This is a genomic window from Streptomyces sp. NPDC001985 (genome assembly GCF_040296845.1).
Classification (GTDB): domain Bacteria; phylum Actinomycetota; class Actinomycetes; order Streptomycetales; family Streptomycetaceae; genus Streptomyces.
On the sequence record NZ_JBEOYB010000033.1, the window covers coordinates 72,864 to 84,763 of the forward strand.

General features: G+C 74.0%; 12 protein-coding genes. 2 read left to right on the forward strand and 10 right to left on the reverse strand.

Annotated elements, in window-relative coordinates; genetic code table 11:
* Positions 1-4: 4 nt before the first annotated feature.
* Complete coding sequence (locus ABT122_RS17045) at positions 5-1,282, reverse strand: glycosyltransferase family 4 protein (RefSeq protein WP_351551951.1); 1,278 nt, start codon at positions 1,280-1,282, stop codon at positions 5-7.
* Between the two features lie 844 nt (positions 1,283-2,126).
* Here ABT122_RS17045 and ABT122_RS17050 point away from each other — a divergent pair.
* Both ABT122_RS17050 and ABT122_RS17055 read left to right on the forward strand, forming a co-directional pair.
* Positions 2,127-2,960, forward strand: a complete 834-nt coding sequence (locus ABT122_RS17050; RefSeq protein WP_502976156.1) for a DUF8842 C-terminal domain-containing protein — start codon at positions 2,127-2,129, stop codon at positions 2,958-2,960.
* A gap of 126 nt (positions 2,961-3,086) precedes the next feature.
* Complete coding sequence (locus ABT122_RS17055) at positions 3,087-3,416, forward strand: hypothetical protein (protein WP_351551954.1); 330 nt, start codon at positions 3,087-3,089, stop codon at positions 3,414-3,416.
* A gap of 94 nt (positions 3,417-3,510) precedes the next feature.
* On the opposite strand, the gene der is transcribed toward ABT122_RS17055, so the two are convergent.
* The 9 genes from der to pnuC form a co-directional block, all read right to left on the reverse strand.
* The gene (gene der, locus ABT122_RS17060; protein ID WP_351551957.1) at positions 3,511-4,959 is read right to left on the reverse strand and encodes a ribosome biogenesis GTPase Der; all 1,449 of its coding nucleotides are present in this window, start codon (positions 4,957-4,959) and stop codon (positions 3,511-3,513) included.
* Positions 4,960-5,016: 57 nt separating this feature from the next.
* Positions 5,017-5,610, reverse strand: a complete 594-nt coding sequence (locus ABT122_RS17065; RefSeq protein WP_451066967.1) for a lysophospholipid acyltransferase family protein — start codon at positions 5,608-5,610, stop codon at positions 5,017-5,019.
* A gap of 53 nt (positions 5,611-5,663) precedes the next feature.
* A complete protein-coding gene (gene cmk, locus ABT122_RS17070; protein WP_351551963.1) occupies positions 5,664-6,365 on the reverse strand; it encodes a (d)CMP kinase in 702 nt (233 codons plus the stop codon).
* Between the two features lie 161 nt (positions 6,366-6,526).
* A complete protein-coding gene (locus tag ABT122_RS17075; RefSeq protein ID WP_351551966.1) occupies positions 6,527-7,612 on the reverse strand; it encodes a prephenate dehydrogenase in 1,086 nt (361 codons plus the stop codon).
* The gene (gene aroH / locus ABT122_RS17080) at positions 7,609-7,971 is read right to left on the reverse strand and encodes a chorismate mutase (protein WP_351551969.1); all 363 of its coding nucleotides are present in this window, start codon (positions 7,969-7,971) and stop codon (positions 7,609-7,611) included. Before aroH ends, ABT122_RS17075 begins: the two co-directional genes overlap by 4 nt.
* Positions 7,972-8,089: 118 nt before the next feature.
* Complete coding sequence (locus tag ABT122_RS17085) at positions 8,090-9,124, reverse strand: ADP-ribosylglycohydrolase family protein (protein ID WP_351551971.1); 1,035 nt, start codon at positions 9,122-9,124, stop codon at positions 8,090-8,092.
* Positions 9,121-9,915 carry an NUDIX hydrolase gene (locus ABT122_RS17090; RefSeq protein WP_351551973.1) on the reverse strand — a complete coding sequence of 265 codons (795 nt, stop codon included), beginning with the start codon at positions 9,913-9,915 and terminating at the stop codon, positions 9,121-9,123. The genes ABT122_RS17085 and ABT122_RS17090 overlap by 4 nt, the downstream gene beginning before the upstream one ends.
* 56 nt (positions 9,916-9,971) lie before the next feature.
* On the reverse strand, positions 9,972-11,069 hold the full coding sequence (locus ABT122_RS17095) for an AAA family ATPase (RefSeq protein ID WP_351551976.1): 1,098 nt from the start codon (positions 11,067-11,069) through the stop codon (positions 9,972-9,974).
* Complete coding sequence (pnuC, locus tag ABT122_RS17100) at positions 11,066-11,734, reverse strand: nicotinamide riboside transporter PnuC (protein ID WP_351551980.1); 669 nt, start codon at positions 11,732-11,734, stop codon at positions 11,066-11,068. Before pnuC ends, ABT122_RS17095 begins: the two co-directional genes overlap by 4 nt.
* Positions 11,735-11,900: the final 166 nt, after the last annotated feature.

Sequence of the window (11,900 nt, forward strand, 5' to 3'; positions counted from 1 at the left end):
GGGATCAGCGCCGGCCGCGGATCACCCGGGCGGCGAGATAGCGCAGCGCGTACAGCCCGTCGAAGAGGGTGCCGCGGACCTGGAAGAGGGTGTCCCGCAGGGTGCTGCGCGCACCGGCGCTCCCGGCGCGGGCGGCGGCCAGCCCGTCGAAGAGGGCCTCGTGACGGGCGGCGACCGTCGCCGGGTCGAAGCGCTCGGCGGCGGCGCGGGCCGCCGTGCCGGTCCGCCGGCGCAGCTCGTCGTCCTCGATCAGCTCCAGGAGCGCGCGGGCGACCGCGCCGCTGTCGCCGACCGGCACCAGCCGGCCGTCCACCCCGTCCTCGATGATCTCGCGCGGTCCGTGCGGGCAGTCCGTGGAGACGACGGGCAGTCCGCACCGCATCGCCTCGACGATGGTCATCCCGAAGGACTCCCGGGCCGAGGTGACGGCGGCGATGGAACCCTTCACCCACTCCTTCTCCAGCGGGTCGGCGTTGCCCATCAGCTCGACGTGCTTCTCCAGACCGTGCCGCTCGATCAGCGCCGTCAGGGCGGAGCGCTCGTCGCCGGTCCGGTCGGCGCTGCCGTAGATGCGCAGCTGCCAGTCGGGGCGGCGGGCGGCCACCTCGGCGAACGCCTCCACCAGGACGTCGTACCGCTTCACCCGGGTGAGCCGGCCCGCGGCGACCACGAAACGGGCGGTGCCGTCGGCGGGGGGTACGGAGGGGGCGGGGACGCTGTTGGGCACGGCGTCGATCCGCAGCCCGGGCAGGCCGAGCCTCCGGTAGGCGTCGGCGTCCGCCTCGGTGACCGTGGTGAGGGCGTCGAGCAGCGGGTAGCGGTAGCCGATCTCCCGGCGCAGCCGGTAGCCGTGGCTGTCCAGTGTGAGGTGCTCCTGCCCGACCCGCAGCGGGCCGGGCCGGGTCTGGCGGGCGATATGGACGTTGAGCCCGGGGCGGGTGCCGATGACGACATCGGCGTCGACGGAGCCGAGGTGGGCGCCGATCCGGGCGTCGGTGAGCCGGCTGTACTGCCGGTGGCGGCCGTCACCGCGCGGGAAGACCTTCGCGGGCCGGGTGTAGTCGGGGTGGTCCCCGTCGTACCCGGGGCTCTTCTTCCGCAGATCCACCAGATGCCTCAGGGTGACGCCCGCCGGGGCCCCCATGATCGGGGTCTCGCGGTGGCGGAAGACGGAGACGATCTCCACCTCGTGCCGGCGGGAGAGTTCCTGGGCCAGGTTGAAGGTGGTGCGGATGGTGCCCCCGATTCCGTAGGCGTTGTGGAGCAGAAAGGAGATGCGCATGCGCGGTGGTGTCCGTTCCCCCGGGGCGAGTGTGTGTGGTCAGGGAGGGACTTTACTGATGGGGCGGGAGTGGCCGGAAATCACCGGAGCCCCCCGTGGGATACCTCTCGGCCGGGAACCCGCGTCCCCCAACCCACCTGCGAACCCGCTCCCGCCCCGGAGCTGCCTCCGGGAGGCGCCCCCGGACAGGCTGGATTGTTCAGCCCCGCCGACGACTGAGCCGCACCCCTCAGCCCCTCCGGCGATTGAGGAGCGGGGGCTCGGGGGCCGGCCCCCGACCGTGGCCCGCACACTGCGGGACTCCCGTGGCACAGGGTCCGTCCTCAATTGCCGGACAGGCTTGGTTTGCTCGGGACTCCCGTGGCACAGGGTCCGTCCTCAATCTCCCCCGGAGCTGCCTCCGGGAGGCGCCCCCGGACAGGCTTGGTTGTTCAGCCCCGCCGACGACTGAGCCGCACCCCTCAGCCCCTCCGGCGATTGAGGAGCGGGGGTTCGGGGGCCGGCCCCCGACCGTGGCCCGCACGATGCGGGGTCCTGTCGCACAGGGTCCGTCCTCAATCTCCCCCAGAGCTGCCTCCGGGAGGCGCCCCCAGACAGGCTTGGTTTGCTCGGGTCGCCCGTGGCACAGGGTCCGTCCTCAATCTCCCCCGGAGCTGCCTCCGGGAGGCGCCCCCGGGCAGGCTGGATCTTTCAGCCCCGCCGGCGATTGAGGCGCGGGGGCTCGCTCGGGAGGGGCGAGGGATTCCGTTCCGCTCCGGGCGTGACCCCGGCACACACCCACCCGTTGAACCCTTTATGAGCCGGGATTCCCCCGACCCACAAGACCAAGCCCGAGGAGCCACCCGTGCCGCGCATGCTCGACGTCAGCGAGGACGTACGCGCCGAGATCGGTGACCAGGAAGCCGACCGGCTGCTCGCCGGCGAGAACGCCCCGGGGAGCTATGACTGCACCTCCTGCCGCACCCCGGGCGACACCGAGCAGGAGCGCACCAGCACCGTGCTGTTCGTCGGCGAGGAGACCGCCGTTCTCGCCTTCGCCCACGCCACCTGCATCCCCTCCCAGGTGGTCCAGGTCGCCGAATCGGAGCTCCAGGGCGCCGTGCGGTCGATCACCGGCGACCGCCCCGCCGCCCCCGCCCCCGCCCTCACCTCCCCCGGCGTGCCCGGTGGCGGCGGCTCCGGCCCCGACCCGGCGCCCGGCCAGGCGGTGCTGGGCGTCACCAGCGGGCTGATCCTGCTGGGCGGCGACCTCCACCCGGCACTGGTGGTGGAGCCGACCGCGCCCATCGCCCGCCCCGGCACCACCGGCGAGGGCGGGGACGACTTCCTCACCCTCCTCATCGAGCAGGGCTTCGGCCCGGTCCACGATGTGAACCGGCCGCCCGCCCCGCTCCCCGGCTGGTCCGTGCTGCTCGCCATGGGCCGGCTGCACGCGGTGCTCCAGCCCGGCACCGGCGGCGGCAGCCCGGTCGCCTGGTGGCAGGCCCACCACCCGCTCCAGGTCACCGACGGCTGGCGGACCGCGGCCAACAAGTCCCACACGGTGCTGGTGTACGCGGCCCCGGTCGGCTCGATCGGCCAGCAGCCCCGCGAGGACCTGCTGCGGGACGCGCTGGAGAAGGCGGCGGCGGGAGGCAGGCTGGTGGCGGCGGCGATGCCGCTCGCGGGCACCTCCTGACAGCCCCGCGCTCCCCGCGCACCGCGCCCCGCTCCCGGAACATCTGTCCTGGGAGCGGGTGCCCCCGGGACACTTCCGCGCGGACCGGGACAGTGACGGGCGGGGGGCATGGGTCGTTGCAGGTACGTGCACTCATACGACCCGACCCGCCAGCAGTACCCGACCCAGATCCCCTCGATGCGCCCCGCGCACGAGATCTCCCCCGTCTCCCCCACCCCCATCTACGACACGCTGTGCGCCGAGTACCGCCGGGCGTTCCGCGCCCTGCCCGGAGACCGGAGCGGCGAGGAGGACCTCGGCTTCCGGGACTTCGGTCTGGGGCTCGGCGGCAGCCGGGGGTACGGAACCGCCGCCCACACCTCCTATCCGGGCATGGGCTGGCAGCCCTACCCCGCCCCCCGGGCCTATGTGGGCCACCACCCGGCAGCGCTGCCCCCGGCCCGCCGCGGCATCTGAGCCCCCCGGGGCCCGGCACACAGCAGGGCGCTGCCCCGCACCGGATGCGTTCCGGTCCGGGGCAGCGCCCTGCTGTGCGGTGGCTCCGCGCGGACTACTTGTTGCGCCCGCGCTTCTCCCGTACACGCACCGAGATGTGGATCGGGGTGCCCTCGAAGCCGAACTCCTCGCGCAGCCTGCGCTCCACGAAGCGGCGGTAGCCGTGCTCCAGGAAGCCGGAGGAGAAGAGCACGAACCGCGGCGGCTTGGTGCCCGCCTGGGTGCCGAAGAGGATACGGGGCTGCTTGCCGCCCCTGACCGGGTGCGGGTTGGAGGCGACGATCTCGCCGAGGAAGGAGTTGAGCCGGCCGGTGGGCACCCGGGTCTCCCAGCCCTCCAGCGCGGTCGTGATCGCCGGAACCAGCTTCTCCATGTGCCGGCCGGTGAGCGCCGAGACATTGACCCGGGGGGCCCAGGCGATCTGGGCCAGCTCGGTCTCGATCTCGCGCTCCAGGTAGTAGCGCCGCTCCTCGTCGAGCGTGTCCCACTTGTTGAAGGCGACGACGATGGCCCGGCCCGCCTCCACCGCCATGGTGATGATCCGCTGGTCCTGGACGCTGATGGACTCGCTGGCGTCGATCAGGATGACCGCGACCTCGGCCTTCTCCACGGCGGCGGCGGTCCGCAGCGAGGCGTAGTAGTCCGCGCCCTCCTGGAGGTGGACCCGGCGGCGGATGCCGGCGGTGTCGACGAACTTCCAGGTGACTCCGCCCAGCTCGATCAGCTCGTCGACCGGGTCGCGCGTGGTGCCCGCCATCTCGTTGACGACGACGCGCTCCTCGTTGGCCACCTTGTTCAGCAGCGAGGACTTGCCGACGTTCGGGCGGCCGATCAGGGCGATGCGGCGCGGTCCGCCGACCGCGGTGCCGAAGGTCTGGGCGGGGGCCTCGGGCAGGGCCTCCAGGACGGCGTCGAGCATGTCGCCCGTGCCCCGGCCGTGGAGGGAGGAGACCGGGTGCGGCTCGCCGAGGCCGAGGGACCACAGCGCGGTGGCGTCCGCCTCGCCGCTGGGGCCGTCGACCTTGTTGGCGCAGAGCACCACGGGCTTCCCGGCCCGGCGCAGCAGCCGGACGACGGCCTCGTCGGTGTCGGTGGCGCCGACGGTGGAGTCGACGACGAAGACGACCGCGTCGGCGGCCTCGATCGCGTACTCCGCCTGGGCGGCGACGGAGGCGTCGATCCCGAGGACGTCCTGCTCCCAGCCGCCGGTGTCGACGACCTTGAAGCGGCGGCCCGCCCACTCGGCCTCGTAGGTGACCCGGTCGCGGGTGACGCCCGGCTTGTCCTCCACCACGGCCTCACGGCGGCCGATGATGCGGTTCACCAGGGTCGATTTGCCGACATTGGGGCGGCCGACGACGGCGAGGACGGGCAGCGGGCCGTGACCGGCCTCGCCGATCGCGTCCTCGACCTCCTCGGCGTCGAAGCCCTCTTCCGCGGCGAGCTCCATGAACTCCGTGTACTCGGCATCGCCAAGCGCTCCGTGGTCGTGCTGGTCGTTCATGAAGTCCGTTCCTCGATCGTCAACCGGGTCACGTGTGAGTGACCCACTGCTCAAGTCTTACCCGGGGCGCCCGGTCAGGCGCCTGGCGTTTTCCAGATGGGCGGTCAGCCGCTGCTGGATGCGCACGGTCGCGTCGTCCAGCGCCGTGCGTGTACGGCGGCCACTGCCGTCCCCCGCGTCGAAGGCCTCGCCGAAGACCACGTCCACCCGGCCGCGCAGCGGGGGCAGCGCCTTGAACAACCGTCCGGGGCGCTCACCGCTTCCCAGCACCGCCACCGGGACGATCGGGGCGCCGGAGCGTACCGCGAAGTACGCGAGACCGGCACGGAGCGAGGCGAAGTCCCCCTCGCCCCGGGTGCCCTCGGGGAAGATCCCGAGGACTCCGCCGTTCTCCAGCACGCCGAGCGCGCCGGTGACGGCCGCGCGGTCGGTGCCGGAGCGGTCGACCTTCAGCTGGCCGATGCCCAGCAGAAACGGGTCGAGCGGGCCGATGAACGCCTCTTTCTTGATCAGAAAGTGCACCGGCCTGGGGGCGGTGCCCATCAGCATGGGCCCGTCCACCATGTGGGAGTGGTTGACGGCGAGGATCACGGGCCCGGCGGAGGGGACCCGCCAGGCGCCGAGGACCCGGGGCCGCCAGAGCCCGTACATCAGTCCGATGCCGATACGGCGCCCGGCCGCCGCGCCCCGCGCGGAGGGAGCGGTCACTTGACCGCCCGGGTCCGGGCGGCGTCCCGCTTCTCGCGCACCAGGGTCACCACGCACTCGATGACCTGCTGGAGGGTGAGGTCCGTGGTGTCCACCTCGACGGCGTCCGCGGCCTTGGCGAGGGGGGAGGTCTTACGGCTGGAGTCGGCCGCGTCCCGCTTGATCAGGGCCTCGCGGGTCGCCGCGACATCGGCGCCCTTCAGCTCCCCGCTGCGGCGGGCGGCGCGGGCCTCGGCGGAGGCGGTCAGGAAGATCTTGAGGTCGGCGTCGGGGAGGACGGTGGTGCCGATGTCCCGGCCCTCCACCACGATGCCGCCCTCGGCGGAGGCCGCGATGGCGCGCTGGAGATCGGTGATCCGGGTGCGCACCTCGGGGACCGCGCTGACGGCGCTGACCTTGGAGCTGACCTCCGGGGTGCGGATCGGGCCCGCGGCGTCCACACCGTCGACGGTGATCGTCGGGTCGGCGGGGTCGGTGCCCGAGACGATGGCCGGCTTGCCGGCGGCCAGCGCGATCTCGGCCGGGTCGGCGACGTCGACACCGTTGGTCACCATCCACCAGGTGATCGCCCGGTACTGCGCGCCCGTGTCCAGATAGCGCAGCCCCAGAGCGGCGGCCACGGCCCTGGACGTGCTCGACTTGCCCGTGCCGGCGGGGCCGTCGATGGCGACGATCACGGAATCCACGGTGGCGGACACCTTTCCTGAGGTGAGGAGAGGGCCAGGCGGAAGTGCGGTGGGCCCCGACCAAGGTTACCGATTGCCGGGACCCGTCACGGACACCTGTGCGGCGGCCCGCCGTCCGGGGGCGCGGGGCCGCCGCCCGCCGTCACGGTGTGTGACCAGCCGCGCCCGCCGCGCTACTGCCGGATCGACCAGCCCCGCTCCCGCAGCGCCGCCGCCAGCGCCCCGGCGGCGGCGGGCTCGACCATGAGCTGGACCAGACCGGCCTGCTGGCCGGTGGCGTGGTCGATGCGGACGTCCTCGATGTTGACGCCCGCGCGGTCCGCGTCCGCGAAGATCCGCGCCAGCTCGCCGGGCCGGTCGCTGATGAGCACCCCGACGACCTCGTACGCGGCCGGCGCGGTGCCGTGCTTGCCGGGGACCCTGGCCCGTCCGGCGTTGCCCCGCAGCAGGACGTCGGCGATGCTCTCCGCCCCGCTCTCCCGCTTGGCCTCGTCCGACGACTGGAGCGCGCGCAGCGCCTGGACGGTCTCCTCCAGATCGGCGGCGATCCCGGCGAGCGTGTCGGCCACGGGCCCGGGGTTGGCGGCCAGGATGTCGATCCACATGGCCGGGTCGGACGCCGCGATCCGGGTGACATCGCGGATGCCCTGGCCGCAGAGGCGCACCGCCGTCTCGTCGGCCTCCTCCAGCCGGGCCGCGACCATGGAGGAGACGAGCTGGGGGGTGTGTGAGACCAGCGCCACAGCGCGGTCGTGGGCGTCGGCGTCCATCACCACGGGAACGGCGCGGCAGAGCGCCACCAGTTCCAGGGCGAGATTGAGGACCTCGGTGTCCGTGGCGGACGTGGGGGTGAGCACCCAGGGCCGTCCCTCGAAGAGGTCGGCGGTGGCCGCGAGCGGTCCCGAGCGCTCCTTGCCGGACATGGGGTGCGTACCGATGTAGGAGGAGAGGTCCAGGGAGAGCGCCTCCAGCTCGCGCCGGGGCCCGCCCTTGACGCTGGCGACGTCGAGGTAGCCCCGGGCTGCGCCGTCCCGCATGGCGCCGGCGAGCGCGGAGGCGGTGTACGCGGGGGGTACGGCGATGATCGCCAGGTCCACCGGCCCCTCGGGCGCCTCGTCGGTGCCGGCCCCGAGCGCGGCGGCGGTCGCGGCCCGCTCGGGGTCGTGGTCGCGGAGGTGGACGGCGACCCCCCGGCCCGCGAGGGCGAGGGCGGCCGAGGTGCCGATCAGGCCGGTTCCGATGACGAGGGCGGTTCTCACTGGGCGATGTCCTTGCGGAGAGCGGCGGCGGCGCCGAGGTACACATGGGTGATCTCGGCGCGGTCGAGCGGGGACTCGACATGGGCGAGGACCCGGACGACCCGGGGCATCGCGCCCCGGACCTCCATCTCCTGGGCGCAGATCAGGGGCACGTCGACGATGCCGAGGCCGCGGGCGGCGGCGGCCGGGAAGGCGCTGTGCAGATCGGGTGTGGCGGTGAACCAGACGCTGATCAGATCGTCGGCGATCAGCGCGTTCCGCTCCAGGACGGCGGTGAGCAGCGCGCCGACCCGCTCCTCCATGTGCCCGGCGTCGTCCCGGTCGAGCTGGACGGCTCCTCGGACCGCTCGTACCGCCACGGTGTGCTCCTTGTCCGGTGTGTCTCGGGTGCTCCGTTCAGGGTAGTCAGCCGGACGGCGGGGTGCGTCCCCCGGCCGCCTCCGGGAGAGGCGGCGGCCGGGGGCGTCGCGGGCCGGGTCAGGAGTCCCAGAGCGCGCCCAGGGACATCAGATCGCTGCGGTACTCGATGCGCTCCGCCCACTCCTTGGGCCAGGCCGCCGCGCCGAGGTGGGCCCCGGCGAAGGCCCCGGCGAGCGCGGCGATGGAGTCCGAGTCGCCCCGGGTGCAGGCGGCCCGGCGCAGCGCCGTCACCGGCTCCTCGGGGAAGAGCAGGAAGCACTGGAGCGCGGTGGCCAGGGCCTCCTCGGCGATCCAGCCGTCGCCGGTGGTCAGGCAGGGATCGGTCTCCGCGCCGGCGGTGCGCAGGGCCGTCGTCAGCCGGTCCAGGGCGGCCAGGCACTCGTCCCAGCCCCGGGAGATGAACGCCTGGGGGCTGGGGTCGTGCGCGCGGGTCCACAGGTCGCCGAGCCAGCGCTCGTGGTAGCGGGAGCGGTTCTCGTACGCGTAGGAGCGCAGCCGTCCCACCAGCCCCAGCGGCTCGGTGCCCTGGGCCAGCAGATGGACGGCGCGGGCGGTGAGGTCGCTGGCGGCCAGCGCGGTGGGGTGGCCGTGGGTCAGCGCCGCCTGGAGCTGGGCGGCTCCGGCCCGCTGCTCGTCGCTGAGCCCGGGGACGAGCCCGACGGGGGCGACCCGCATATTGGCGCCGCAGCCCTTGGAGCCGATCCGGCTGGCCTCGGTCCACGGCAGCCGTTCGTCGTCCAGCAGCCGGCAGGCGGTCATGCAGGTGCGGCCGGGGGCGCGGTTGTTCTCCGGGGAGTGGTACCAGACGGTGAACTCCTCCCGCAGCGGCCGGGTGAGCCGGGACGCGACCAGCAGGCCCCGGTCCATGGCGGTGCGGATGCCGCGTGCCACCGCGATGGTCATCTGGGTGTCGTCGGTGACGTACGCGGGGGCGGGCAGCTCCATCCGCCGCCACGGACCGCACTTGGCGAGGATCTGGGGCACGTCGTTGAACTCGGTGGGGAATCCGAGGGCGTCACCGAGGGCCAGCCCGATCAGCGAGCCGGTGGCGGCCTGCTTGGTGACGGTCCTCGGGGTCCTGAGCGTGGTCATGGCTGCCGTCCTTCCGGTCGCAGAAGAGGGGGGTGCAGCAGGGCCGCGGCACCCGCCCGGTAGAGCGCGGCGGGTTTCCCCCGGCCGCCGGTGCGGCGCGGCGGGGCCTCGACGGCTTCCACGAAGCCGGGTGTGGCGAGGACTTTCCGCCGGAAGTTGGGCCGGTCCAGTTCGACGCCCCAGACGGTCTCGTACACCGTCTGGAGCTCTCCGAGGGTGAACTCGGCCGGGCAGAAGCCGGTGGCCAGACCGGTGTACTCCAGCTTGGAGCGGACCCGGTCGTGGGCGTCGGCGAGGATGCGGTCGTGGTCGAAGGCGAGCGGTCCCGCAGCGGCGCGCTCCACCCACTGGGCGTGGGCGGCGTCCCCGCCGCCGCGCGGTTCGGGGAGGTCGGGCAGGAGGGCGGTGTAGGCGACGGAGACGACACGCATCCTCGGGTCGCGGCCGGGTTCGCTGTAGGTCCGCAGCTGTTCGAGGTGGAGGTCGCGGACGGTGTCCCGGGAGAGCCCGGTCTCCTCGGCCAGTTCACGGCGGGCGGCGGCCCCGGCGGACTCCTCGGGCCGGACGAAGCCGCCCGGGAGCGCCCAGGCGCCCCGGTAGGGGGCTTCGCCGCGCCGTACGAGCAGGACGTGCAGCCGCGAGGCGCGGACGGTGAGGACGGCGAGGTCGACGGTGACGGCGAAGGCCGGGAAGGCCCTGGGGTCGTACGCCTCGTCGTGCTCCTCGGCGCGCCCGCCGGGGCGCTCGCCGGCGTCCGGGTCGTTGCCGCTGTCCTGGACGGGGTGGTGCATCAAGGGCTCTCCGGTGGTCGGGCGGAGTGAGCGGGGGAACGGTGCGCCGGCCGGTGTCAGCGGTGGCGCTCGGTGGCGGTGCGGTCGGGGAGGGGGTCGGCGAGGTGCCAGCCCTCGGCGAGCAGGGCGTCCACGGCGGCGACGGCGGTGGCGAGCCGCTGTTCGTGCGGGCCGCGCAGCCGGACGGCGCGCCGCCCGGTGCGGGCCAGTTCGGCGGCGAACCGGCGGGTCATCCAGGGCCGCAGATGCTCCCCGTCGCGCAGTCCGTCGTCCTCGAAGGGGACGCCCTCGTCGTCGGTGAGCAGCCACAGGTGCTGCCGGCCGAGGGCGGCGATCCGGGCGACCTCCTCGTGGGGGCCGCCGAGATAGCGCTCGTGCCAGATGGTGGTGGCGAAGGCGTCGGTGTCGCAGAAGAGCACCGGGGAGCCGGTCCGCGCGGCCTCCTCCTCCCGCTCGGCCTGCCGGCGGGCGATCAGCGGGAACTCGTCCGAGGAGAAGGCGACCTCGCTCCACGGGGCGCCGGGGCGCTCGGCGCGCAGCCGGGCCAGTTTCCGTTCGCTGAAGTCCCTTCCGTACTCCGCCGCGCAGCGGGTCCTGGCCCACACCCCGCCGCGCCGGCGGTAGTGGCCGGCCAGCGCGAGCGCCATGGTGGTGGTGCCGGTGGACTCGGCGCCGAGGACGACGACCCGCCGGGCCAGCGCGGCGCGCACGGGGGCGCGCAGAAAGTCCCAGGAGCCGGGCGGGTCCGCGCGGACGGCGGTGCCGGAGACGGGGAAGAGGGTGCGGCCGGGGTCGACGCAGACGGATTCCGCGCCGAAGCGGCGGCCCAGTTCAGCGCCGTACCGCTCGGAGGTGAAGACGGCGTCGACGGGTTCGGGGACAGCGGCCCGGAAGACGGCCATGTGCGCGTCCCAGACGGCCGGGTCGCCGGTGTCCATGGGGATGTCGTCCACGGTGCCCACCACCCGGACGTCCGGGTGCACTTCGCGCATCCACGCGACCCGGTCGGCGAGCGGGATGGACTCCACGGAGGCGGCGCAGACCAGGACGGTGAGCCGCTCGCAGCGGTCGGCCGCGGTGGCGACCAGATGGTGGTGGCCGGCGTGCGGGGGATAGAACTTCCCGAGGACCAGTCCGTGCCGGTGGCGTCTCACGCGGCCGCCTCCGCGGGTGCCGGGCGGGCGGAGCCGGCCGCGCCGGCGCCGGGGGCACGGGACCAGTTGCGCAGTCCGGCCACGCAGAGCACGAGGAACCCGGCGTACAGCAGCGAGGTCAGATAGAGGTCCTTGTGCGCGTAGAGCGGGATGTGGACCACGTCGGCGGCGATCCACAGCCACCAGGACTCCAGCCGTTTGCGGCACTGCCCGTAGGTCGCCATCAGCGACAGGGCGGTGGTGAGCGCGTCCCAGAAGGGGACGGTGGAGTCGGTCGCGCGGTCGAGGAGGAGGGTGAGGAGCGCCGTCCCCGCCACCCCCGCCGCGATCAGCCAGATCCACTCGGTGCGCGAGGTGCGGCGCACCGGGAGAACCGTGGAGCCTGGGCCACCCCCGTGGGTCCAGGTCCACCAGCCGAAGGCGGCGAGGGTGATGAAGACGGCCTGAAGGCCCGCGTCCGCGTACAGGCCGGCCTGGGTGAAGAGAAGGATGAAGAAGAGGTTGTTGGCGATGCCGATGGGCCAGTTGGCGGTGTGCTGACGGGCGACGAGCCAGACACAGAGCGCGCCGCTGCCGAATCCGAGCACCTCGGTCCAGCTCACCGGTGTGCCGAGCACGGTGAACAGCGGCTGTCGCAGTGGGTCCAGCATGTTCGCGAGACTCATCCCCGCCCCCCTTAATGGTCAACTTGACTATAAATGCTGGAGGGCCTTCGCACAAGACGGCGGAAGCCCGCGACCGGGGGCGGGGGGGGGGGTACGCCGGGGGGGGGGGGGGGGGGCGGGGGGGGGGGCCCGGGGGGGGGACAGCCCCCCGACCCACAACAGCCTG